This window comes from Rhizobium sp. WSM1274 (assembly GCF_025200775.1).
Taxonomy (GTDB): Bacteria; Pseudomonadota; Alphaproteobacteria; order Rhizobiales; family Rhizobiaceae; genus Rhizobium; species Rhizobium leguminosarum_I.
In genome coordinates, this window is record NZ_CP104140.1 from 359923 (window position 1) to 385265 (window position 25343).

Sequence of the window (25343 nt, forward strand, 5' to 3'; positions counted from 1 at the left end):
GATGAGACAGGGCTCGCGCATCTCCCATCATCCCCTCGGCCATCTCACCGGTTTGGCGCTCGTCATCGGGCTCGCCGCCGCCATGGCCACACCAGGCCGCGCCGAGATCTACAAGGATTTGAGGGTGACGCTGAATTTGATGCTGGCCGGAATTGTCGGCGCGCCGGAACGGGCGCCGCGCGATCTCGTCATCAACGGCCAGCCGCTTGAATTCACGCCCTATCAGAGCGATCGCAGCATTTCCGATATCACCGACGAATGGCTGCGGGTACTGGCCGTCAATACAAGGCCCGCCATGCCGAAAAGCAATGACAGGCAAGAACTGACTGACGTCATCGCCGCCAACATGCTGATCGTCCCGAAGATGAGCCGCATCCGCGATGATCTTGCCGTGGTGGTACGGTTCTTCGACGGCGACGGCGAGGCGGCCCTCGATTATCTCAGACGCCAGGATCCGGCCAATCCCTCGGCAAGGGCGCCGATCCCCGGCGTCTCGATCATGATCCGCCGTCCCGCCGACGCGCCGAGGACCGAGGTGCTGATGAGCCGCTTCGAGGATGTCGCGGCGACGCTGCCGGCCTTCGCGGCTGCGGCCGATGTCAGCAAGCTGCCGATGTCGCTGCGTCCGCCGGCCGGTGCCGAGGTGCTGAGCGATATCGGCGATCGCGACAAGGGCCACACGTCACGCACGGTCGTGTCCAAAGGCGCGCTGTCGGCCACGCGCTGGTCCGATCAGCGCGCCGATCTTCTTGCCCGCGACGGCTTCACCATCGAGACGCCGCCAGTGCAGCACGGCCGGGTCACAGCACTTTATGGCCGGCGCGGCAGCGTCGAGGCCAATGTCTTGTACACCCGCAGTAAAACCGACGGCCGGACCGTCGAAGTCATTCAAATCAGGCAACCCTTCGTCGAAGGAACAACACCATGAACTGGAAGCTCATCGCGGCCGTCATCGTCGGGCTCATCACCGGCGTTCTGCTCTACTTCTGGACCGAGAGCGTCAAGAACGAGCAGGTGGCCTATGCCTTCATGCGGCTCCAGCCCGACAGGAAGGTGACGCGAGGTCAGGCGATCACACCCGACATGCTCGCCGAACCGGTGATGCTGCCGGAAAGCTTCGGGGCGCTGGCCAAGCTCGCGGTCCCCGCGGCCAGCGCCTATCAGGAATGGTTGAAGGACAGGACGGCCGCCGCCGACATTCCGGCCGGCTCGGTGCTGCTCTTCCAGTATTTCGACGATAACGACGGCGGACGCCTGACGACGATGATCGCACCCGGCAAGCGGGCACTGACCCTTCCCGTCAACGCGGCCTCGGCAGTCGGCCATTTCGTCGAGCCGGGCAGCTATGTCGATATCCTCGGCACGGTCGACGAACCGGTCGAGCCAGTGGCGCCGGCTGCCGCGACCCAGCCGGGAGCCCCTGGCCAGCCCGCTCCCGTGCTAGGTCAGCCCACCGTTCCTGGCCAGGCGCCGGCGGTAGCCGGACAGCCGCAGGCTCCAGCCCAGCCGCAGTCACCGGTCGAGCAGATGCTGAAGAACTATCTCACCCAGTATCCGGGCGCCGACGAGAACGATGTCAACGCTTACCGCAAACAGGCGCAGGACTATAAACTCGGCATCAGCTCGCGCACCCGCGTCGTCACCCGCACCTTCCTGCAGAATGTCAAAGTGCTGGCCGTCGGCGCGGCGACGACGGCGGAGGGTGCAGTCACCAAGGCCAACAGCACTTACAACAATGTGACCGTCGAAGTGACGCCGTCGGAAGCCGAAATGCTGATCTTTGCGATGGGCCAGTCGAACGGCAGCCTCAATCTCGTGCTGCGCAATCCGGCCGACAATACCGTCGAGGACCTGCCGAGCATCAACTGGACGCGGATGTGACCGTCGCGGGGGAATGAGCCATGCTGTTGAAGATTTCCTATGAGGACGGCAGCGGTCGGGAGGTGATCCCGCTCTCGGCGAACGAGACCTATTTCGTCGGCGAAAGTAGCACGCTGACGTTGCCCGCCGGCGCGGGCGTCGTGCGGCTGCGCGGCAGCCACGTCTCTTCGCCGCAATTCGTGCTGCGGAAATCGGGCCAGGGCTGGTCGGTGCAGCATCACGGCCGCAACCCGACGCGCGTCGACGATCAGCCGCTTCGAGCCGGCACGCCGGTTGCGGTTTCGGCCGGCATGTCGATCTGGGTGCCGAACGTCACGATCGAGCTCGTCGAGCCGGCCGCCGCGCCCGTCGCGGTCACGCAGTTTCCCGATCAGGAACGCGTGCTCGCCCTGCAGATGGAAATTCACGAGCGCCTGCTGAAGGACACGCAGTATGACCGGCTGGTGAAATCCTCCGATTTCGGCCGCGAGGAGACGCGCACCCGTATCCGCGAGCGTCTCGACATGTTCATCAAGGAGGCGCTCGACAGCGCGCCGCAGGATCTCGTCATCCTCGTCATCAAGAATGCCGTCTATCGGTGGCTGGCAAAACGCATCGCCCGGACGGGCCGGCGTGACGCCTCGTCGAATGCCGCAAGCCTCTCGCGTGAGGAGCAGGACAATCGCCGCCTGTTCGACGTCGGCAAGGCGCTGATTTCGGCCTTGCAGCTTAAGCTGAACTTCGAATCCACCCGCTCCGACTTCGCCCAGCTCGATAGCCGTTTCAGCGCCGCATTCCAGTCCAGGCAGGCTCTTTTCAACGCCGGCGACCGCTACGAGATCGCCCATATGCACCTGCGCTCCAATATCGAGGAGCTGATGTATCGCTGGGGGACGATCTCCGAACTGATGGATCTCGATGTCATCTCGGAAATCATGGTGACGCGCTACGACGAGATCTACGTCGAGAAATTCGGCCTGCTGGAGCGCTACCCCTTCGCCTTCGCCAACGAGCGGCAGTTGATGAAGGTGATCGAGCGCATCGCCGTCGATTCCAACCGCTCGATCAACGAGAGCGAGGCGATGGCCGACTTCCGCATGCCGGATGGCTCGCGCGTCAACGCCGTCATTCCGCCGCTGGCGGTCAAGGGCGCTTGCCTGACCATCCGCAAGTTCGGCGGCAAGTCGCGGCTCGATATCAGCAAGCTGGTGACCGCTGGCGCGCTCAGCGAGCCGATGCGCGCCTTCCTCGAGGCAGCCGTCCGCTCGCGCAAGAACATCGTCGTCTCAGGCGGCACCGGCTCCGGCAAGACGACGCTCTTGAACAGCCTGTCTCAGTTCATCCCAGTCGGCGAGCGCGTCGTTGCCGTCGAGGACACGTCGGAACTGCAGCTCGATGGGATCCACGTCGTCTATCTGCAATCGCGGCCGAAGACGGCGGAGTCCGAGACCAGCGTCACCATCCGCGACCTCGTGCGAAACGCATTGCGCATGCGTCCCGACCGCATCATCGTCGGCGAGTGCCGTGGTGCGGAGGCGATCGACATGCTGCAAGCGATGAACACCGGCCATGCCGGCTCGATGACAACGGCGCATGCCAACACACCGCAGGACATGATGACCCGCCTGGAAGTGATGGTGCTGCAGGGGCAGAGCTCGCTGCCTGTCATGGCGATCCGCCAGCAGATCGTTGCCGCCGTCGAGCTCGTCGTGCAGCTCAACCGTCTGGCGAACGGCCGGCGTGCCGTCACCGAAATATCAGAGGTGATCGGCATCGATCCGGATACCGGCCTGATCATCGTCGAGCCGATATTCAATCTCGTCGGCCGCGCCGGCGGCCAGGCCGTACATGCCTTCACCGGCTACCTGCCGAGCTTCGTCGCCGAGCTCGTCGAGTTCAATGACGACGGCGAAATCGAAAAACTGGACATGTTCGTCTGAGGGGGGAAAACCATGAATGTCAGCATTCTGCAGATTTTTACGGTCGCCCTCGGCGCGGTCACAGCGGGGCTGCTTGTCTGGGGCGCGCCGGTGCGCTGGCCGGCGCCGCTGCTGCGTGCCACCGAGCGTGACATTGCGCTCGCCAGCGAGGCGGCGCAGGTCTTCGGGCGCGATGCCGTTCCGCCCTATACGATGATCCTCGCCTACGGCATCACTGCGATCGTCGTCTTCGCGGTGGTCTCGCTGATCTTCGGGCCGATCTTCGGCTTCGTCATCGCCATCCCGGTCGCGATCTTCCTCCCCAAGGGCGTGATCCGCTATTTTCTGCAGCGCCGCTGGCTGCAGATCGAATCGCAGCTTCCCTACGCCGTCGACCAGATCGTCTCGGCGGTGCGCACCGGCAAGCCGCTCGCCATCGCCGTCAATGCGGTGGCCGATACCGGCCAGATGCCGGCCTCGCGCGAGTTCGAGCGCATTGCCCGCGAACAGAAGCTCGGCATCGGCCTGGTCGAGGCACTCGACCGCCACGGTCGCAACGTGCCGAGCCTGCATTTCAAGATGGTCGATGCCGCCCTCGGTCTCTTTGCCCGCCAAGGCGGCGACATTTCCGAACCGCTGACCGAAATGTCGAAATCCTTCAAGGAAATCTGGAAGCTCGATCAGAAGATCACGACCTCGTCGTCGCAGGCGCGGATGAATTTCCGCGTCGTCAACGGCGGTGCGCTGTTCATGATCCTGATGATCTTCTTCGGCCAGCCTGAACTGATCGATAAGGTGTTCGGCAACGCCATCGGCATCGTCATCGCGATCGTCGGCGCCATCCTCTATGCCACCGGCTTCTTCTGGATGCGCTCGATGATGAAGGTGTCGGTATGATATCTCAGATACCTCTCGCCCCGATTGCCGTCGTCTTTGCCGGGATCACCGCTGCGCTGTTCGTCTGGTGGATCAGCGATCTGCTCGGCAGCATTCAGGTGGTGCGCCGGTCCGCCGGCGGCGATGGCCCGCCACCCAATATCGTCGACAGCATCGGCATGCGCACCCCGGTCGAATTCGTGCTGACGCATTTCGAGCCGCTCCTGGCCGATTACGGCGCGCAGCTCGAGCAGAAGCTGATCTATGCCGGCCGGCCGTTCGGCGGCGTCACGGGACGGGAATATATCGCGCTTCTCGTGGTTCTCAGCCTCTTCGGTTTTGTCGTGCTCGGCCTGCTGTTCGGCATCGCCAGCGGCAGCGTGATCGGCGGGCTGGTGGCCGGGCTGATCCTCGGCCTCATCCCCGCCATCTATTTCTGGGTCGTCGCCGACGACAAGGCGCAGGACCGCAAGGAACGCATTTCGCGCGAATTTCCCTATTTCCTCGATCTCGTCGTCATGACGCAGCAGGCGCAGGCGACGCTGCCGGAAAGCCTGAGGCTTTATGCCGAAGCCGCACCCGGCACCGTCATGAGCGAGGAAATCGAACAGACGCTGAAGGACGTGGCGCTCGGCACCGGCATGATCGAGGCGCTGCAGCGGCTGGAGCGCCGCATGACCGCCGAAGAGGTCATTCGCGTCATCCGCGCCGTGATCCAGGGCGAAGTCGAGGGCAGCAACCGCGTCGAGCTGCTGCGCGAACATGCGCGTGACCTGCGCTTCCGCCGCTGGGAAAAGGCCGACAGGGCCAGTGAAAAGCTGAAGGCCAAGATCGTCATGCCGGCGATGATGATCGTCGTGTCGATCCTGCTTCTGGTGCTGGCGCCTGCAATTGTCGAGATGATGTCGAGTGGGATGTTCTGATCATGGCCTTTTTTTCCTTCTTTCGCGGAAACAAACCAAGCCTTCTGCAGACCGGTCCCGGCGGCCAGAGCCGCAGCCATGTGCTCGACCGGCCGGAGATGTCGATCGGCCGGGCTGCTAATGCCGATATCGTCGTCGACGATCCGTTTCTGGCGCCGATCCATGCGCGCATCGAGCGGCAGAGCGACGGCGGCTTCATCATTCGCCGGATGGGACTGAACCCGATCATGCTGCGCGGCGAAGCGCTGTTGCAGACGGCCTCGCTGAAATCAGGCGACAGCTTCCGTCTCGGCAAGGACGTCGAATTCCAGTTCGTCGTCAAAGCCTCAGCCAAGGAAGCGCCGAAGAAGCAGGCCTCCAAGGCAACTGACGACAAGCCGAAGAAGTCGCTCCTCAAACAGCCGGCCTTCCTGGCCGGAATGGGGGTCGTCTATCTCGCCATCGTCGGCATCATCGGCTACGTGATCCTGTCCGGCGGCAGCAGCGCGGAAACTGGCCCGACGGCCGAGCGCATCAATGCCGAAGCGGCCCGCATTCCGACATGCATCAAGAATGCCCGGCGCATGCGTGAGGTTTCCGAGCAAAGTTTCAACGGGGCCGTCGGCGGCCGCGTCGGCAGGGACGGCGAGGCAACCTATGCCGCCCTTTCGCTGGCAGCCGAACCGTCTGACGACGCCGCGCTGGCAAAGGCCGCCCAGCCGATCGTCGAGGCTTACAAACGCACCGCCCTTGCAGCCCTTGCCTCGGAAAACCGCGGCAACAACACACTGGCGCGGAGCCTCTACCAGCAGACCTACGACCTCGTCCCCGACATCAACTGCTCGGCCGCGCGCTTCGCGCTGCAGCGCCGTGCCGCCACGAAGCCGCCGGCGCGCCGCTGATCGCCAGTCCTGCATCGTGCTAGCTGACATACAAACCTGGCTTGCTCGTCATTGTGCCTGCATTGCGGGCAAATCGCCGCTTGGTATGAACCCGCAGAGCGTGCTGCCGAGGGCGGGTGAGGCCTTTTATGCCTTGGCGGCAGGTCCATTTTTGGAGCGTTTGTGATCTGCTTGAGGAATGCTCAGTTGAAGCTATGGTTCGAGCATCGTTTCAAAGTCCGACGGGGTATTGCCGCGCCAACCAAATTTCAGACCCCAATTGCACCTGTGACAGCCGAGTTCGTTCGCCATTGACGCTTGCAGGAGAGTAGGACGCGGCAACCGGTTGTCGAGTTCAGTTCCGTGCAAGCTGCTTAAGGTTTCTCTTTTCCGTTGCTAAACCTGACGCGGTGAATGATGAGCAAGCTGGATGGAGTACTGTCGCTCCTGGCGGCTCGGAAACGACAGGCCGAAAATAAGTGAAGGTCAGTATGCGCCTCAGCATCGTTGCTTTAATTCTCCCTGTGATTTTGTTGGTCGCATCGCAGTCTGCCGCACAAGAAGATCGTAGGTCGACCGTCTCCCAGGCGAAGACCCTTTATGTGATTTCGTCAACCGTTCTTATGAGCGCACGGTTAGCGGCAATTTCGCGGCCACGCTTTACGGCGTTCAGCCGACGGGCTCCTTTGACCTGCTCTCAAGTGGAGTCTTCATTGGTGATTTAGCTTATGATCGGCAGGGGCTTGGTAGATGGCATTTGCGACACCGTGGCTACGCAAGACTGTAGATGGTATCGGAGCAGTTCTTCGGCATTGCTCGGACGCTTCCGACAGCCTCTATGGCGCAGTGCCGGTGAAGGTTTTTCAGGTGGACTGGGCAAGAGATGGCTATAACGCCAAATCAGAAGTCGTGATTTCTACAGCAACTTCAAAAATCATCAAAACCACCCGCCAGTTCGTTGGAGCCACCCCCACCGGCTTCGCCGTTATGACGGAAATTTTCGAGACGAAGCGACATCGGATCAAAGCGCCCTCTGACGCAATCGATCTTCGTAGCGAGTAGGTTTTGCGCGTTCCCTGGCTACGGATCCCAGATGAATGGGCCTCTACCAGCAGACCTACGATCTGGTTCCCGTCATCAACTGCTCGGCCGCGCCCTTCGCGCTGCAGCGGCGGACTGCCACGAAGCCGCCGGCGCGCCGCTGATCGCCAGTTTGATGGGCATTTGACCGGAAGGTGGTTCGAACCTAATGAGACGCTCTCTCGCCAAACAAGAAGCCCAGCAACAGAAGGGAGCCGAAGGATAAAGCGCAACCTGTCTGGGCGATGGCGGCTGCCTTGCGCAATGAACGAAACTCCTCGGCGACGTAGTATCTCTCGAAGCGGCTGCGCTTGCGCGCTTGCCGTTCCCGCCGGCTAAGGCCCCTCATCTTCTGACTTATCTACCAGACAGCCGGTCTGACTGAGCACCTTGATTATCACCCAAAAAGCGACGGCGAAGCTTACGGCAAATGCACCGAAGCCGGCCCAAACTACTAACTGCAAGACGAGCGGTCGATCGACCATTCCCAGCGCACCCATGCATTTAAGTACGTAGACCTATAGCGGAAGCAGAAGTTATCGAGCTCGACGAGTCCGCGTAGCCATGGTTTTGTCAACAAGACGAGCGGCCACATACGCGAAACATACGACTGCGGTTAGAAACACGCAGAACGCAAGAGGGCCATTCAATCCGATCGCTCCTGCAACTGGCTTGAAAACACCGACCGCACCTCGGTGTAAGATGTAGACAGGATAGGAGATGTACCCAACCCACGTCGCCAACGCCTCTGCTTTTGCGGGCACCTCCAAAAAGAGGCCAAGCATCACGATGAGCGGCGCCAAGGCCATTGCGAACATCAAGTCGTAGTAAGGTCGCAAGAAGACAGAAACCGGCGCCGCAATGCAAATCATCAGAAGAAGGCATGGCACAATGGCGGCCCAGCCCTTCCTCCAAGCGGGCATGCCGCCGAATAGACGGCTTATCACGACCCCTGCGGTAAATGAAAACATCACCCTTGGCAGGCCGCCAATCGCTGAAGGCCATTCCCAGCCAATATTCAACATGCCGTATTTAAGACCGACAAAAACCAAAAATGCAGCCGAGACCAATGCAACTCCGCAGAGGGCTCGGATAGAGAGCCGAAAAAGCCGCAGGGCGAAGACTATATTCACCAACAGTTCCCAGAACATCGACCACGCTGGACCGTTGATTGGAAACATTCCTTGCATCGGGTTCGCTTGAAGGAAATACATTGGGCTGGGCAGAAAGAACGTGTTCGCAGTCGTCGACGCCAGCAGGTCGATAAGACTTTGATTTCTCAGCCCCCAGCTTGTTAACAGAATGATCTGTATGAGGCCGACCAAAATTCCGATCAAATAGAGCGGATAAAGGCGCTTGATACGGGCCGCCATAAACGACCGGAACAGCAGACCGCGGGCGAGCCGTTTTCCGTAAATATCGGCAATAATAAATCCGCTGAGAACGAAGAAAAAATCGACTGCTAGATAGGCTGAAGGCGCATAGCTCTCCCGGAAATGTGTAGCGACAACACAGATGGCGGCAAATCCGCGCATTGCATCGAGCGTATAGTAGCGGTTGCGGTAGGCAACCGAGACTCCTACATCGTCCATCGTCGGTGGCGAATAACCGTGGTCGAGGCTAGTCATCTTATGGATTATCCTATGACGCGTTGTGTCTGAGGGGCGTTCGGATGTGGTGGATGAGAACGTCACCGAAGCGACGTTCTCATAATTTCAGATGATGGCTTGAGCGCCAGATCCTTCAAATCGCGACACAGGTCTATGCGCCAGGGCCGGAAAATCATGCAGGGTTGGCAACTCTACCCCTATTGCTCTTGCGCTGCCGTGCCTGCTCTATACTGCCGATCAAGATATTTAAACGAGATCTGCACAGAACGAATATCAGGCCGCAGTAAACCATGCCGCCGGCGAGGATTTCCGCGGCCAAGCGTGGATACGGGGACCAATGAATGAGCAATTCGTGGAGGAGGAAAACGACAGCAACCATTCCCGCACAGGCTATCGTAGGCCGCAGGAATTGCGCCAGATATGCCGGGATACTCAGCTCTATATGCTGCGAAACCTTCCAGCTGGTGATCGGCCAAAACAACAGAACTTCGATCATTATGGCGAAAACAATCGTCGTGACACCATAAGGATAGAGAATTGCGATCGTCAGGAGTGTGAGGAGGTTTCGTGCCAGCTGGTAGTAAAACCACCAATCCATCTCTCCCTGGCTCTTGATCAAGGATGCCTGCACGTAGCCGATCCCAGCCATCAATCCTATAACGCAGTAGAACCGAACCGGCCAAACCGCCGCGATCCAATGTGTACCGAAAATTGTCGTGATCGCATCATCGGCAACGGCGGCAAGGCCGATGAATACGGGGTACGACACCAGAGCGCAGCCAAACGTTGCCATGAGAAATGCTTCTCGCACTTTCTTCGGATCGGCTCGCAATGAAGAAAGCAAGACGTGCGTGACAGATGTTAAGCCCCCGGCGATGACGTTGTTGATCATATCAAACAGACGCTTGGAAAAGTTATAGATACCGAGCGCTGACGGGCTCAACAGCACCCCGATGAGCAAGTTGTCCAAGCTCATCGTCTGTAAAAACCGAGTGCCGGATGCAAAGAACCCATAGTGAAGGAGCTCGTTGAGGCTCGCTCGCTTCAGGTGAAGCCCGGGCCGCCACCCGGCGCCCCAGAAAGCGGCGCCGCATGATGCCGCTGTGGCTGCGATCTGTGCAATCGCGAGCCCCCACAAGCCGAAACCCGCGAGAACCAAAACAAGGCAAATGCAGGCAGAAGTGATGGTAGCAATCACGGTGCGGACGGCTACCAGATGAAACGACATCTTCCTATTGACAATTGCATTCGGAACGACGGCCGTGAAGTCGAAGAAAACCTTCAATCCCATGATGTAAATCAGGGGTGTGATTTGCTCATGCCCCACATAGGCCGCGATCGGCGAAGCGGCTATGCACAAAGCGCCATAGATCAAAAATGAAAAAGCGAGCGAAAGCAGGAATATCGTATCCAGATGGCTGCGCCTGATTTCGGCTTTTTGTATGATCGCTTCGCCAAATGCCGTTGGTCCAAAGCTGCCCGCAAACGACACGATGCTGAATGCCAGCGCGACAAGACCGAAATCCTGGGGCTGGAGAACGCGAGACGTCACCACAAAGACGGCGAAGGTCAGAACTGTCGGAATAAGCGTGCTCAGCGCCGACCAGAAAGCGCCCCTTACGGCTGCGGCGGATCGGTTCTCACTGACATGGCTGAATAGAATATCGTCGTCTCGTAAAACCGACAAAGTGAGCTCCTACCGGGAATCAGACTGTGGAGGGTTGAGGTATTAGATCGGGGGCGGGAATAGCGGGACTTGGATTCATGGGTTTACTCGACTTGTACCAAGTTCCTGCCATCTCATACGGCAGGCGAGACATTGCTGCTAAAAGCTCACCGGAATTTGTCGCTTTCTCCACCAGAGGGCTATCGCCAGTCTGGCTACCGATGACGTCGTGTAGATTGCTTCCGTCCCTCGCAACCGCGATGTGCGGCTTATTCAGCAGAAGACAGAGAATATGACCGTGTAGATGGTTGGTGATGATCCGTTGCGCGCCGGACAGGATCTTCACGCCGTAATCGACATATCGAGCCGCGACATCCTCACGATGTTGGGCGATCATCTCTGTGCGGCTAAAGCCATGCCGCAACGCCGACTTGACGACGCTCGACTTGCGCATCCGCGACAAGCTATTTGGACCGTTGATCCAATTGGTAAGAGGTCCATCAACGATCGCTCGCGCTTTCGCTATATCAACCTCGTCCTCTCCAAGAGGCTGCATGACATATAATACCCTGAGAGGATCGGCTTCGAACGGTTTCAGCGTTCCCATGCCGAATGCCGTGTCCGGGCCGGCCTCGACATCACAATCGAAGTTGGCTTTCGCCAGCTCGAAACTCTGACCATCGCGTGTCATGCAATAAAAATTGCGATGCCTCCCAATCGTACGTTTTGCGTATTCCTTGAGCGACTCGTTCGCGAAATGAATCGTTTGCGGCATCTGAATGATCGTTCGATCCGGATATTTCCACATCAACCGGTAGCGAACATCATCCCTGCCGGTCCGCGCGTCTCCAAAGTCGGTCCAACCGCAAATGAATATTGGAGCGTCGCCTGGTGTTGTTTTTATCTCATCTATACTTTGAGCGGTGCTGCCAGTCAGCACCGGGAGGCGCCCCGTTACTTCGCGCAATACCATCGACAATCCAAGCCAACTCGCGTGATGGCCTGGATCTTTATTGGATGGAAAGTTCATTATAACGTAAGGCTGTCCCCGACTTACAAATTTACTTACGATTTCAATCAAGTTTTCTTTTTGTCGTCGTATTACAACTTCGCCAAGGTGATGCATATACTCAACTTGTATTTTCAAAACTCAAACAGCAATTACAGCCGCGATTCTGAAAAGTCAATTGGAGGATGAATTACTTTTAAGTAATAGTTAAGTGGGCAAATTGTCCCACTTCTTAGCCACCAGCGATCACGAGGTTCGAGCGTCGCTGCAGCGCCGCGCCGCCTTGAAGCTTGTCGCCGCCGCTGATCGCGGGCCTGTAGCAAGTAATGCTCGCCGGTGCCGGGGTGATCAGCGGCGTTGCACAGGGCTGCTCTATGGCTGCCCGAGGGGCTCGGCCTTCCCCGCCTCGCATTGCGGCAGTCGCACAGGTTTGGCGAGGTTCGCCAGCGCCTCGGGCCTGGCGCATGCCGGGAAGCCAGCGAGCGGCATTGTCTCTATGAACCGATTGCGCTCGATTATGCTTAGGCCGGGTTCACTGATCATGCTCTCGACAGTCACCTCGGGGTGCTGTCTGAGAGTTTCCATAGCTGAAGCATGCGCCTCATCGGTTCGACCCAGTGCCGCAAGCGAGCTGCTACGGACCACCCAAGTCCACCTTTGGTAGTTGTTGGGCGTCATGCGCTCCAACATCGTCACCGCGTCTTCATACCGCCCCGCCATAAAATAGGCAGGCGCGAAGAAGTTGGACGCCCACATCGGATAATTCGGGTCGAGCCGCATGACCTTGTCGACCATTTGAGCACCGCGTTCTGGTTCACCGAATCGTGCTGCATAGCCGCTGTAGAAAGTCAGGATTTCGGACGAACCCGGTGCGAGACGAAGGGCCGTTTCGAATTCGGACTTGCCGCGGCCCATATCGCCCTTATTGGCAAGGCTCATACCAAACACCGCATGGGCTTCAGCGTCGCTCGGATCAAGCCGCACCGCGCGTTCGGCCACATCGGCGGCCACCTTGCGGTTGCTCTCGGGATTGACGCCAAACACACCCATCAGATCATGAGCATGGTAAAGTTCTACCCAGGCCCGTGCCAGCCCCGGGTCCAGCTCGACGGCGCGGTTGAGAAACGTGATGGCCTCCTCGTCATCGGCTTTGGTGAGCTTTTCGATCTTCTCGGACCCGAGAAGATAGTAATCATAGGCATTCAGGTTTTCAGGCCGTTTGCGTTTGGCTGCAGCCCGCCCGGCCTCTTGAATCAGTCCCACTCCGCCGCCGAGGCGGTTGGCGACCTGTTCTGCGATTTCGGTCTGAACGGCGAACACGTCCTCATCGGGCCGGTCCCAATTCTCCGACCAAAGATGGTGGCCGGTTTTTGCATCGATCAACTGTGCTGTGATCCGTACCCGGCCACTCTGCCGCTGGATCGAGCCTTCCAGTACAAAGCCGACATGGAACGCGCTTGCGACCTGGCGGGCATCCACGGGCTTGCCTTTATAAACTTCCGTCGAATTCCGCGCCACCACCTCGAATTCGGGAAACCGCGCGAGGTCGGTGATGATGTCCTCAGTCAGCCCATCGGCCAGACGCCCGCTGGCCTCGTCGCCGCCATAATTGTTGAAGGGCAGCACCGCCACCGAAGGCTTGCCACTCAAAGGTTCGGGCTGCAAGAACCACCAGACCCCGCCGCCCGCCAGCGCAAGCGCCACGATAGACGCCGCAGCCGTTTTAGCCCAGCGCGGTATCATTTTGAGAAGCGGCCGACGCGCCCGTTTGCCGTCGAGTCTCAGCCGATACATCCGTACCGGGCGGCTGATATTCTTGACCTGCTGCTCGCCTGCGAAATCGAGCGGCCAGTCGAGTTTGCCCTGGAGATGATCGTATGCCGTTCCCGACACCACCACGCCGCCGGGCTCGGCCAAATGCTCCAGCCGCGCGGCGACATTCACTCCATCCCCATAGACATCGCCATCCACCAAGGCCACATCGCCCAGATTGATCCCGACGCGAAATACGATGCGCTCAGGCTCCGGTAGGTCGGCGTTGCGCGCCGCCACCACACTCTGAAACTCCGCGGCGCAGGCAACCGCATCAACCACGCTGTCGAAGGCGACGAGCGTGCCGTCACCCATTAGCTTGATAATGGTGCCATGGCGCTGGGAGATGGCGGGATTGATCAACTCGGCGCGGATGGCCTTCAGTCGCTTGATGGTGCCGGCCTCATCGGCCTCCATAGCCTTCGAGTAGCCGACCATATCCGCCGCTAGGATCGCGAGCAGCTTCCGGTCAAGCGTGGGGGTACCCATCATCGTTGCCTTGCATGAACATGCAATAGTGTCGGCAGTCTACACCGATCGACGCGCCGCAACTAGCACACCGCCAAAACGGCATGTCTGCTTGTGGTGCTATGCCGGCCGTAAAGTCGATCTTGACGTTGCCCGGAAAGCGTTAGCTGCCACCGAGACTATGTTTGCCATCCGCCTCGTTTGGTGACGGCCTTCTCGCAGCCGGATTCTGGCCGCGTGTTGGGAACTAATGATGGGCGAGACTGTTTCAGCAGTGACTTTGGCATGACGCTTACGTTCCCTCCTGGCTGGGTAAGCCTCGATTTTTGAGGAGACTCGCATCATGAAGATTTCATCCGGATTTCGTTCAGTCGCGGCTGCGGTTATCGCTGCAGCAGCAATCAGCTTTGCCGGCTCCGCGCATGCCGACAGCGGCACGATCAGCTTCTCAGTCTACAAGGCTGCCTTCTTTGTGGGTGGTTCTGGAGGCGAGGGCACGCTGACCTTCCATGGTCGCCACTATCCCATCTCTGTCGGCGGCATTTCGGGCGGCCTCGCTTTCGGGGCTTCTAAGACCTATTTCCATGGTGCCGTTCGCCACATTCGCCGCGCCCGGGATGTGACGGGGGTCTACGGTGCGGCGGGTGGTGGCGGCGCGGTCGGCAAAGGGGCACAGGTAATTGTCATGACCAATGACAAGGGCGCCCAACTCGAGCTCTCAGGCAAGCAGGTAGGCCTGCAAGTCAACGCCGATCTCAGCGGCATTGCCATCACGGTGAAGTAAGGGCCGTCGTTCCTTGACACCGAGCCCAACGACCGCTCCTGGCGCAAACGCAACGTCGATAGGCGGGTAGCCCCTGGGAACAAGGCCTATGTTGGCATCATTGGGGGAAGGTCCGGCCGTCGCTCTCCCATTCCCTGCCGGACGAGCGATAGAGTAGCGATGCCGGCCTCATCGGCCGCACGCAGAAGCGCTTCCCGGAATTGTTCCGGGGCAATCTTCCCGCTCAACGCGTCGACGCAGGCTTTGACGGCTGCCACATATTCCTCGCCGTCATCGCAAGGCCAGTCGTTGATCAGGAGACGCGCCGCGTCGCCCAACGTCCATACGATCTTGCGAGATGCCGGGCCTCGCAAGGCAAACCCAACCGGCGTAAATGCTGATGATGTGTTCCAGCACATTGTCCTCGACCCCTCAAGGCACGGATACTGCAGTCCCCAGTTCAATATACGCGCGTATTTTGAAATTTGGAATTGAAATTTGTCAAATGATGCGGCTTGAACGCGAGCTGCCGAATGAAGCAGAAACGACGCGCAAACTTCCCTATTCGGTCCCATTTTTCGCCGCGCTCACCGCAATTCTGCAGTAACCCGGAAGATGCCGCCGGCCGACGCGTCGGAGCAGACCACGAAGGTCGAGCCCTCCTGCGCCATGAAGGCGACATTGCCGCCGGCTTCGCAGGGAGTGGCGCTCCACTGCAGGATGATATCGCCATTGTCGGGCAGTTTTTCCGGCGTGATCTTCGCCGCACTTGCCATCCATTCCGTCGCCGATGGCAGGTGGACGGGGGCGTTCAGCTGCTTCGACAGCCAGGCGGTATAATTCTGCGCCACGGCAAGCGGCACGTCGTCGGCCGGCTGCTGCGGATTGTCGGCATAGGCCTTTGCTGCGGCGGGGTCGGAATTGGCGATGTAATATTCCGCCATCTCGGCACGGGTGACCGCCTTCGTCTGCATGCAGAAGGACTTGTCGATCTTCACGGCGCCATTGGCAACGCCAAGCATGCCGCCGAGCTCCTTCATCGAGGAGGTCATCAGCCGGACGTTCTCCAGTGAATAGCTTCCGGCCGGGACGGTCTCGAAGGCAAGCGTCTGCGAAACGGGACAGAAGCCGCGTGCCGACAGCGCCTCGAGATCGGCAAGGATCGGCCGGTAGGCAACGATCGCCAGCTTATAGGCTTCCGCGGCGTAGCGGCCGTCGGCCTCGCCGATCTTCGGGGCGAGGGCCGCAAGCGTTGGATCGGCAGCACCGGTGCGGGTGGCGATCGAGGCGTTGAGATCGGCGACTTTCTGCTTCAGCGCCGTCGCCTCGTCCTTTGCCGCCATAACATCGGCGATGACGGCGTCGAAAAGCTTGGCGGCGTCGCCATAGCCTGTGGTCGCGGCCGGCATCTGCCATTGCTCGGCCTTGGCCTTGGCCTCGGTCATCAGCCCGCTCGCCTTTTTAACGTCGGGACTATCGCCGGCGCCGATGCGATCGACCGTTTCGCGCTTTGCCGCGGCGTCCTTTTCGGCCGCCGCCAGCGCGGTGAGCGCCTTGGCGAGATCGTCGAATGTTGTTTTCGATGCGTCGTACGCGTCGACCGCAGCATGCATCTGCTTGGCAGTGGCCGCGTCGGCGGCGGTCTTCATCTTGGTGTCTGCCTCGGCAAAACCTGGGGCCTTGTCGCCGCCGGCGGCTGAAGCAGCAGCTTTCGCCTTCTCGGCATTCTCCTTGGAGATGCCGATCAGCGCGTTGCCGAGATTGATGGCGGCCGTCTGGAAGCCCGGAAGGGCCTTTTCATAGTCTTCGTCCTTGAGCAGCGAATCGGCCGATGTCAGCGCCGCAGCGCCCGTGTCATAGGCGAGCTTTGCCTGATCACCGGAAGCGCGCTCCGGCGCCTTGGCGGCGATCGCCTTCTGCTTGCGGCTTTCGGCCTCCTTCTTCCAGGTGCCGACATCGGCGACGAGTTTCGGATCTGGGCGGAGCAGCTTCGGGATGGTTACGACACCGACGCCGATGCAGATCAGGAGCAGCGCGCCGATCATCGACAGCTTAGCAAGCGTCCATTTTTTCGGTTTCGGCGCCTCCTGCTGCTGTTGCATGCCGCCGCGCGGATCCCACGACATCGGCTGGATGCCGGTCGTGACGCGAGCGAATTCGCCCAGCGCATCGGCGCCCATGCGCGGTCGCTGGGCCGGGTCGCGGCTCAGCATCCTTTCGACAAGGCTTGCAAGCCCCTCGGGAAAACCCGGAACCAGCACGTCCAGGCGGGGAAAGACGTTGGAAGGGTCGAGATGGATGTTCTTCCAGCTCTGCTCGCGCTGGTGTTCGTCCTCCCAGACCATGACGCTGTCGAAGACGCTGGCATAGGTCTGCCGCGGCAGGAAAAGCTTATAGGCGATCATGCCCATGGCGTAGATGTCGAGCGCGGATGAGGCGGAGAAGCTGCCGCTCGCATAGATTTCCGGCGCGCCGAATTCCGGCACATAGGGCGGGATGATGTGCTCGCCGATCTTCGAGATCAGGTGCAGGTTGCCGATCCGTACCGACAGGCCGGAATAATCCTCCGACACATAGATGCATTGGTCCGTCAGGGCATTGTGGGCGTAACCGGCGCCGTGCAATGTCGCCAGGCCTTCGAGGATGTGGCGGCCGATCTCGACGGCGCGCTCGTAAGCCACCATCTCCGTTTCGTCGAGATATTGGTGCAGCGTTTTCGACGGCCGCTTCTCGACAATGTAGAAATTGTCGTCTTCCGGCGACGGCGGGATGAGGTCCTCGATTTCGACGAAGCGCCGTGCCGTCAGAGATTTGGCCTCGTTGATTGAGGTCCAGACCCGCTCGAAACGAGCTTTGTCCAGTTTCAGCGCCACATCGGGCGTGACGATGAAGACCGCATGGTCCATCCGCTTGTCCTGAGCGGGATAGACGATGAATTCGTTTTCATAGATCGGTTCGCCGATCGTGTAGCGGGCGATCAGATCACTTCTCATGCACGTGTCCCCCTGCATTCATTGCATTCATGAAACCGAATTCTATTCGCCCGCCAGAAGCGGATCACCGATCAGGCCTGCGGCCAGCAGCAGGCCGGTCTTTGTGTCGCGAAGCGCGAAGGCAAAACGGGCATCGGCGACCACGCGAACAAGCTTCGGATCGATGCTGCGTTCCGTGACCACAGCGGTGGCTGCCGCCGCCTCCGTCCCGTTTTCGTCAACCTTGATCATCGTCTTCTGCAGGACGCGCGACAAGCGGATGTTTTCCTTGGTGAAACCCGGGAACCCCGCATCCTTGGCCTTCTCGGGCGCCACTCCCATCGCATTGAGTACCGGCATCAAATCACGCCCGTCGTTCAGGGAAAAGCGTGGCAGGAAGATTTCGCCCCTGGCGGCCTCAAATTTTTCCCCTTGCAGCCAGGAAGCGAGCGCCTTCAGGTCCGCGCCGCCGACACCCTTGCCGGAGCGCGCCGCCACCACGACCATGCTGTAGCCCTCGCCGGCATAGGCAAGGTCGACGGCGGTGAATTTCTCGTCGGAGCGGAATTTTTGGCCATCGCCGGCAAGATGCATCATCGGTACCGAAATTGTCGAGCCATCCGGCCGCTGAAAGGGGCTTGCCGGGCTCTCCTTCTCGAACGACGTCTTCCAGCGCGCCTTGAAGGAGAGCGCGCCGAGGCTGACGAAGCCGCCGCCGGGCGGTGCGTCGAGGATTGACGGAATGGCGCCCCTCGTGGCGTCCTTGACCCAGCCGTTGATGTGTTCGACCGATTTCGGTCCGTCGAGATCCTCGATCGAGGGCTTGATGTGGTGGCCGGCGAGCATGGAGAGCGCAGCGGGGACGAGCACCAGCTTGTCGTCGAAGACGATCGCGACCAACATCGCCAAAGGCGCATCCGCCGCTGCCGGCTTTTCCGCGGACATCGCCTCGAACGCCGTTTCCGGTCCCTTCACCGCACCGCCGAAGCCGAGGCCCTTGGCGATCGAGGCCTTGGCCGCATCGGAGGCGCCGAGGCTTGCAAGGCCGAGTGCTGCGGCAAGGCTTGCCGGCGATACCATGATATTGGCAGCACCCTCTTTTGCCAGGCTGCGGTCGATGAGTTCGACGGCAAGCCCGGCTTGCGCGGCAAGCATCGCCTTGCTGTCGCCGGAGTTGCCGGCATGGGCGGCCGGGGCAAGCGCCATCAGGGAAGCGGCAAGACCCGCCAGCAGAGTGGATTTCGGCATGGTTCGCTCCTGTTCAGCGGACGCGATAGAATTTGGAATCGAACGACCATTTGCCTTGGGCGCCGGTTTCGTCGTCGCCGACGATCCTGAGGCTTCGGGCGAGATCGTAGACATAGTTGAAGGCGGCGCGCTGGCCGACGAGCGGCGTCGGCACATCGGGCAGGTCGAGCACTTCGATCGGCTTGTCGCTGAGGATGGCAACGACCATGCCGACGCCAGCCGGCCCCTCCACCACATATTCGAAGCCGGTATAGGGATTGCGCGCATCGGGCACGACGACCGGCCGGGCCGGATCGAGCCGGTTGTCGCCGCTTTTGGCTGATGGTTTCAGCCCCATCGAGCGCTTGTTCGGGTAAAGCTGCGTCAGCTTGCCGGAGGCGTCGATATCGACCAGGATCAAGTAACCGGACGTTTTGGTCGAGACGCGCATCGCCACCTTGTCGCCGATGCTGACCGCGGTGCCGGGCAGCACGTCGACGGCGACGCCGGCCTCATTGTCGCTCTTCAGCGTGTTTTCGACGGCGGCGACCGGCGTCTTCGCCTCCTCACCGGTGATGACATCCCGGCCGAGCGCATCCGGCTGGCCATAAAATTGCGGCACCGGCGTGAAGCGGCAATCCTCCGCATGCGTCCGGCAATATTCGTCCGATTTGCGCCGGACATAATCGAGAAGGGCGGCATTGCTGACATTCGGCTTGTCGGCAGCGCGTGCCACGCCATCCTGCACGCCTTCGATGAAGCGGCGGGTGAAGACGCCGACCGGCGGCTTGGCCTCGCGGTCGACGAGGGCCCACTGCCCTGCATTGACTGCCGACCAGACCATGGCGCTTTCGCCGCCGAAGGAGAATTTTGCTTCCTTGCCTGATTTGTTCGGCGGTTCCAGCGCTGCCAGCGCCGGGCCGAGGCAACGCACGGTGCCGGAGGGTGCGGCCACCGCGCTGCGGCTGCCGGGCCCGACATGGCAGGCATCGATCAGCAGCGTCACACGGCGGTCCTTGAGGCTGTTCAGACGTGCGGCGATCTCGGTTTCGCGGATCTGGTTGGTGACGGTCACCTTGCCGCCCTCGCGCACCAGCTTGGCATCGACGGCCACCAGCGTCGGGCTCGTCGTTTCCTCGGCACCCATTTCTTCCGAGCCCTGGCCGCTGAAATAGAGGAAGACGCGGCTTCCGGGCGTCGATTGACGCACCAGCCAGTCGTCGATCTCGGCAAGGATTGCTTCGCGGGTCGCCTTGTGGTTGGTCAGTGTATGAATCTGCTCCGGGCGATAGGCGAGCGTCTTGACGAGGAAGACCTGCATCGCCTTCACATCGGTCGCGGAGCCGGTCAGTTTGGCCTCGCGCATCTCGTACTCGTCGATACCGATCAGCAGTGCGCGATCGCCGGGCGAGCTTTCGATCACCGGCATCTGGGCGACCGGCTGCTGCACGGCGGGTTCGTCGGTGACGGGCCTGTCAGCCGGCAAGGTATCGCTGGCGGGCGTGTCGGCAGCAGGCGTTTCGGTCGTCGCGGCTGGCTCGCCAGCCGGCGAAGTGGTGATGGCGAGATTGGCTTCTTCCTGTCCGGACTGCCTCTGCTTCGTCCCGCCACTGGTCGTGGTGGACGCGACCTGATCGTCGGCAGCGGGCCCTTCAACGTCAGGCACGTCGCCGTCGGACTTTGCGGCGATCCAGTCGCGGAAGGCGGCCACACGGGTATAGACGCCGTAATGCTCTGCCTCGGCGCAGCCAGCGCCCCAGCTGACGATGCCGAGCTGGATCCAGCGCTTGTCGGGACGCTGGGCGACGAGCGGCCCACCGCTGTCGCCTTGGCAGGCATCCTTGCCGCCCTCGGCGTAGCCGGCGCAGACATTGCGCTCGTCGATCGGGTTCATGCGCATCGAGCTGTCGCGGTAGGCGGCGCGGCAGTCATCGCGCGGGACGATCGGCAGTTCGACTTCCTGTAGCTCCGTCGGCAGGTACTTGTCGTCCCAGCCGTGATCAGCCTTGGTATAGCCCCAGCCGGTGACGACAGCCGGGTGGCCGGCGGCCTCCACCTCGTCGTCCGAGGCCGAGGCAAGGATCGCCGGCTTCGATTTGGCCGGCTCGCTCAGTTTGATGAGGGCGATATCATTGGCGAAGACCTTGCGGTCGAAATCCTCGTGGATGATCACGTCTTCCACGGCAAGGCCCGGCTTGTCCGGCCCGTCGACCGCGATCACCTTGTCGATCTTCGACTTGCCCTCGACGATCAGCAGGTCGCGGGCGAAGAGGTCCTGCTTGCCGGAGCGGCCGCTGGTGACGCAATGGGCGGCCGTCAATATCCAGCGCGGTGCGATCAGCGAACCGCCGCAATGGCCGCCGAAGCGGCCGCGCTGTTCGGGATCGGGCGCCAGGATCTTCACCTGCCAGGGCCATTCGCCCTTCTTGGCCGCCTGGCCGCCGATGACACGTCCGCCATCCTCGCCGGCAAAATCGGTGTCCTGCTGCGCCAGCACGGGAGTAGCCAGAAGCAGCATGACCGACGCAATATTGAGGACCCTGCTGATCGACGTGCTCATAGCTTGGCTCCGGCGGAGGTATAGAGGACCGTAAATCCGACGCGCGCCCCCTCGGGCAGGAATTCGCCGAGGCGCTTGGCGATATTGCCGGCGGTGCGGCGCCTATCATTCTGCTTCAGGAATTCCACAAGTTCGGGCATCGGGGTTTCAGAGGTGAAGGCGACGAGCAGGTCCGTGCCGAAAGGTGCGACGACGGAAAGATCGAGATCGAAGGTCTGAGACATCGCAGCATCGACCTCCTTGTCGTTGGGATAGAGGAACTGCACGGTTCCATCGCCGGTGACGTCGAAGAGCACGAGCTTGCGGCCTGATAAATCCGAAACTGTGACGCCGACCCGCTCGCCTTCGCGATGGACGGCGTCGGAAGGCGTCACCCGCACGGTCTGCGGGTTTGTCTCGGACAGCCGCTTGAGGGTATCGAGCGCGGCCATCCGGTCGACGACGAACGGCATGTCGCCGGCGCCGATGGCGGAGGCGACGACATCGCCGCCGGCAATCGCCTCGCGTTTTTCGGGATCGAAGACGAGTTCGGCATCAGCACCCTCCGTCAGCTTGAACGGCGTGACCGCCGGCTCGATCCCCTGCAGCACCGGATTCGAGCCGAGGGCGGCAACGCTGATCGGCGCGGGCTCGGCCGGCAGCGGAGCGTTTGATTTCTCCGTCGCCGCCTGCGCCCCCGCCCCTTGGTAATTATAGACGACCGCGCGATCGAGATCGGTTCCGGGCGGGCTTTCGGTAAAGATGTTCTGCCGCTGATCGGTGAACTGGTAGACCGCCTGGCGCACATATTCGAAGAGTTCGCGGCGGCTGACGGCGCCGTCGCCATTCCGGTCCGCGGCGCCCTCGAAAGCGCGGGCAGTGGCATAGCTCAGCGCACCGCGTTTCTGCGGACTGCCGGGAATTGATATCTCGGGCGACTTGGTGTTCTCGTCGACGGCGGCAAGAAAGGTCAGCCGCTTGAAATCGAAGCCGGTGGACAGTGCATCCGCCGTCGTCGAGATCGGCGCGAGGTCGTCCTCCTCGATCGTATAGGACGGCGCCTGACGCCAGGTGATCTCGGCGCCGCGCGGATCGACGTCGCGGGTCATGCCGCCGGCATGACAGGTATCGGCGATGAAGACGACATCGGCGCCCTTGGTCTCAAGATTCCGGATCAGCGCCTTGAATTCGTCGCCGAAGATGCGCTCGCGTGATCCGGGAAGACGGGTGTCGAAGCCAGCGAGCACATAGACCTCGTCGCGGCCGCTCGGTTTCGAGCCCTTGACACGCTCCGGCTCGCTCGACCCGTGACCGGCAATGCCAAGCACGACGAGGTCGCCAGGCCCTGCCCGTTCCGTGACGGCCTCGATCGCGTGGAAGATGCCCTCGCGGTCGGCCGCACCATTCTTCAAGAGTGTCATATCTTCGACGCCGACCGAGCGCAGCGAAAGGGAAAGGTCTTCGGCATCCGCGACTGCGCCATGCAGCGGTGGAACGTTGCGGTAGAGGTCGATGCCGATCAGCACGGCCCTGACCGCGCCGCGCTCCGGCGCTTCGATCACCCTTGCCAGGCTATCGGTCGCCGCCATGGTGAGGAGGGCAAGTGCTGCGGCCATGGAAACGGATGCGGACATGGCCAAATCCCCTCGCCCCAGCTATTCGCGGCGCCATTCGACGCGGCGGTTCAGCGCATCGACGTCGTCTTCGGTGAGGTTTGCGGTTGCGGTTACGTCCACCGGCTCGGAGGCTCCGCGGCCCTCGGCGTCGATCGTCGCGTCGATGCCTTTGCTCTTCAGGAAGTCGGCGACGGCCTGGGCGCGGCGTTCGGAAAGCTTCTGATTGTAGTCGTCACCGCCGCGATGGTCGGTATGGCCGATAAGGATGACGCGTCCGGGTTTCTGCTCCTTCAGCGCCTCCAGCAATTCCTCAGCGGCTTCGGTGCCGATCGAGGTGAAGCTCGACTTGTTGAAATCGAAGGTGATCGGAACCGGAATGGAGACCGGCACGATGCCGCGCACATTCTCGGAATAGATGCCGCCGAGCACGCCGCTGCGGTGATCCTTCTCGGCCGGCACGAAGCTGCCTTCAGGATGGTCGCTGGTCGGGTTGGCGGCAAGGATGCGGGCCTGGGCGGCGCGCTGGATGAGATCGGAGATCGTCTCGGCCGGCGGCGCCTTGGGCGTGCGGGTCTCGTTCTTGATGATCTCGATCGCCTGCTGGTAGTCGGCGGCGGCATCGGCAAAGCGGCGGGCGGAGAAATAGATCTCGCCGAGCGTGGCGGAGGCCTGCCAGAGCACCTGCGGACTGTCGGCGGCGACAAGCAGCGGCTCGTAATCGGCGACCGGCTGGTTGGCCGCCATCATCTCCTGGGCAGCGGAAAGCCTGAGCGCTGCGACGCGGCGCTGGGCATTCACCTGGAACTGCCCGCAGTCGGCACTGACGGCGATCGTGTCGGCTTCAGCGGCGGCAGCCGTGATATCCTTGGCGGCAACGGCCGTGTTCAGCTTGTCGAGAAGGGCGGTGCAAACGGGCGTATCGGCGTTTGCCATCTCGACCTCCTCGCCGGCTTGGCCAGGTTCGGCCGAACGGCCAAGGCTTAGCTGCGGCATCTTGATACTGAAACCGCCGGGCAGCTTGAATTGCGGCATCTTGATCTGCGGCATCGGCAGTTTGGGCATCTTCGTCTGGGACGTCTGGGTTGGCTGCTTATACTGCGTGGTCGGCTGTTTATATTGGGTCGGGTTGGTGGATGAGGTGGTGTCGGCCGGACCGATCAGTTGCAGTTCGTCGGCGGCAAGCTCCTGGCCGGGCGCCAGATTGGTGACGATCTTGTATTTCTTCGGCGGCTGTTGTGTTGCCTGCTCGACAGGCTTCGGCGTGACCTTTTTCGGGGTAACGGACTTCGGCTTTTCCACCACCGTTTCCGGCTTCTTGGCGACTTCCTGTGTCGTCGCCGGCTTCGGAGCGGCTGCGGGTTTCGGCGCAACGGGCGGCTTGGCAGCCTGCTCGACCGGTGCGGGTTTCGCGGCAGGGGCGGCTGCGACGGGCGGCACCGCGGGCAAGCTGTCGACCGTCGTCAGCGTCAGCGTCTTGCTGCTGATCTTGGTGCCGAGGCTGCGGGCTTCTTCAAGGCTGCGGGAAACGGTATCCATGCCGCCGTCGACGGAGCGGAACATGCCGGCGCCGCTGCCGCCGAGATCGGCGAAGATCGTCAGCGGCTTGGAGGAATAGAAGACCTTGATCTGCTCCTGGCCGACCGGGCCGGAAACCTGCAGCCGGGCGCCGCTTGCTGGATCCGGCACCTGCACGCGCTTGCCGGCGCCGACAAGGTCATCGGTCTGGTACTTGTTCGGGAAAAGCTTCACCACAGAACCGTTCGGCGAGACATTCAGCACCGTGACATAGGCGTTTTCGGTCGACTGAATGAAGAGGCCGACAACTTCGCCGACGGCGTATTTGGCTTCAGCGCGATCGAAGGTGATGCTGACGGGCCCGGTCTGCGCGGGCGCTTCTGTCAATGTGCGTTCGTTCTGCGCCTCGATGGCGGGAACCACCGAAAAGAACGAAAGAAAGGTGGCTGCGGCTAGGACGGCTTTGCGGTTCGGCATTGGAAAACCTCCTCTTCGAACAATCTCACACTGTGTTGAAGATGAGAATAGCACTGACCGGCGAAATTGGGATGGCTTTGCCTGTCTTGCTTGAGGGAGGGTTACAAATTATTTGGAACCTGGAAGAATCCGCCAAGGCAAAGACGTGAGC

Annotated in this window: 18 protein-coding genes and 1 pseudogene; 9 read left to right on the forward strand and 10 right to left on the reverse strand. The window is 61.2% G+C overall.

All coding sequences use genetic code 11. From position 1 onward, the window contains the following. Position 1: 1 nt before the first annotated feature. The 8 genes and pseudogenes from N2600_RS31490 to N2600_RS31525 form a co-directional block, all read left to right on the forward strand. Positions 2-928 carry a hypothetical protein gene (locus tag N2600_RS31490; protein WP_260299569.1) on the forward strand — a complete coding sequence of 309 codons (927 nt, stop codon included), beginning with the start codon at positions 2-4 and terminating at the stop codon, positions 926-928. Then, on the forward strand, positions 925-1881 hold the full coding sequence (locus N2600_RS31495; protein ID WP_260299570.1) for a Flp pilus assembly protein CpaB: 957 nt from the start codon (positions 925-927) through the stop codon (positions 1879-1881). Before N2600_RS31490 ends, N2600_RS31495 begins: the two co-directional genes overlap by 4 nt. A 20-nt stretch (positions 1882-1901) precedes the next feature. Next, the gene (locus tag N2600_RS31500; RefSeq protein ID WP_162115122.1) at positions 1902-3800 is read left to right on the forward strand and encodes an ATPase, T2SS/T4P/T4SS family; all 1899 of its coding nucleotides are present in this window, start codon (positions 1902-1904) and stop codon (positions 3798-3800) included. Between the two features lie 12 nt (positions 3801-3812). Continuing rightward, positions 3813-4676, forward strand: a complete 864-nt coding sequence (locus tag N2600_RS31505) for a type II secretion system F family protein (RefSeq protein WP_260299571.1) — start codon at positions 3813-3815, stop codon at positions 4674-4676. Next, positions 4673-5578: a type II secretion system F family protein gene (locus N2600_RS31510; RefSeq protein WP_260299572.1), complete on the forward strand. Its 906-nt coding sequence runs from the start codon at positions 4673-4675 to the stop codon at positions 5576-5578. Before N2600_RS31505 ends, N2600_RS31510 begins: the two co-directional genes overlap by 4 nt. A gap of 2 nt (positions 5579-5580) precedes the next feature. Beyond that, positions 5581-6459 carry an FHA domain-containing protein gene (locus N2600_RS31515; protein WP_260299573.1) on the forward strand — a complete coding sequence of 293 codons (879 nt, stop codon included), beginning with the start codon at positions 5581-5583 and terminating at the stop codon, positions 6457-6459. Between the two features lie 729 nt (positions 6460-7188). Beyond that, positions 7189-7500 carry a hypothetical protein gene (locus tag N2600_RS31520; RefSeq protein WP_260299574.1) on the forward strand — a complete coding sequence of 104 codons (312 nt, stop codon included), beginning with the start codon at positions 7189-7191 and terminating at the stop codon, positions 7498-7500. A gap of 41 nt (positions 7501-7541) precedes the next feature. Continuing rightward, a pseudogene (locus tag N2600_RS31525) lies at positions 7542-7643 on the forward strand (FHA domain-containing protein); the annotation flags it as partial. Between the two features lie 411 nt (positions 7644-8054). Here N2600_RS31525 and N2600_RS31530 read toward each other — a convergent pair. The 4 genes from N2600_RS31530 to N2600_RS31545 form a co-directional block, all read right to left on the reverse strand. Then, positions 8055-9146, reverse strand: coding sequence for an acyltransferase family protein (locus N2600_RS31530; protein WP_260299575.1), 1092 nt, complete (start codon positions 9144-9146; stop codon positions 8055-8057). Between the two features lie 154 nt (positions 9147-9300). After that, on the reverse strand, positions 9301-10815 hold the full coding sequence (locus N2600_RS31535; protein ID WP_260299576.1) for a lipopolysaccharide biosynthesis protein: 1515 nt from the start codon (positions 10813-10815) through the stop codon (positions 9301-9303). Positions 10816-10834: 19 nt separating this feature from the next. After that, positions 10835-11920: a polysaccharide pyruvyl transferase family protein gene (locus tag N2600_RS31540; protein ID WP_260299577.1), complete on the reverse strand. Its 1086-nt coding sequence runs from the start codon at positions 11918-11920 to the stop codon at positions 10835-10837. Positions 11921-12175: 255 nt separating this feature from the next. Next, positions 12176-14104, reverse strand: coding sequence for an adenylate/guanylate cyclase domain-containing protein (locus N2600_RS31545; protein ID WP_260299578.1), 1929 nt, complete (start codon positions 14102-14104; stop codon positions 12176-12178). A 322-nt stretch (positions 14105-14426) separates the two neighbouring features. Between N2600_RS31545 and N2600_RS31550 the strand changes: the two genes are divergently transcribed. After that, positions 14427-14867 carry a hypothetical protein gene (locus N2600_RS31550; protein WP_017968504.1) on the forward strand — a complete coding sequence of 147 codons (441 nt, stop codon included), beginning with the start codon at positions 14427-14429 and terminating at the stop codon, positions 14865-14867. Between the two features lie 86 nt (positions 14868-14953). Here N2600_RS31550 and N2600_RS31555 read toward each other — a convergent pair whose 3' ends face one another. The 6 genes from N2600_RS31555 to N2600_RS31580 all read right to left on the reverse strand — a co-directional run bounded on the left by N2600_RS31555 (position 14954) and on the right by N2600_RS31580 (position 25192). After that, complete coding sequence (locus N2600_RS31555) at positions 14954-15265, reverse strand: DUF982 domain-containing protein (RefSeq protein WP_017968505.1); 312 nt, start codon at positions 15263-15265, stop codon at positions 14954-14956. Between the two features lie 168 nt (positions 15266-15433). Beyond that, on the reverse strand, positions 15434-17839 hold the full coding sequence (locus N2600_RS31560) for a protein kinase domain-containing protein (RefSeq protein ID WP_260299579.1): 2406 nt from the start codon (positions 17837-17839) through the stop codon (positions 15434-15436). Between the two features lie 42 nt (positions 17840-17881). Then, positions 17882-19066, reverse strand: a complete 1185-nt coding sequence (locus tag N2600_RS31565) for a serpin family protein (RefSeq protein ID WP_260299580.1) — start codon at positions 19064-19066, stop codon at positions 17882-17884. Between the two features lie 13 nt (positions 19067-19079). Beyond that, the gene (locus N2600_RS31570) at positions 19080-21605 is read right to left on the reverse strand and encodes a trypsin-like serine protease (RefSeq protein ID WP_260299581.1); all 2526 of its coding nucleotides are present in this window, start codon (positions 21603-21605) and stop codon (positions 19080-19082) included. Further along, positions 21602-23218 (reverse strand): caspase family protein, encoded by a 1617-nt coding sequence (locus tag N2600_RS31575; RefSeq protein WP_260299582.1) that lies wholly within the window; start codon positions 23216-23218, stop codon positions 21602-21604. The genes N2600_RS31570 and N2600_RS31575 overlap by 4 nt, the downstream gene beginning before the upstream one ends. A gap of 21 nt (positions 23219-23239) precedes the next feature. Beyond that, positions 23240-25192 (reverse strand): DUF4384 domain-containing protein, encoded by a 1953-nt coding sequence (locus N2600_RS31580; protein WP_260299583.1) that lies wholly within the window; start codon positions 25190-25192, stop codon positions 23240-23242. Between the last annotated feature and the right edge of the window lie 151 nt (positions 25193-25343).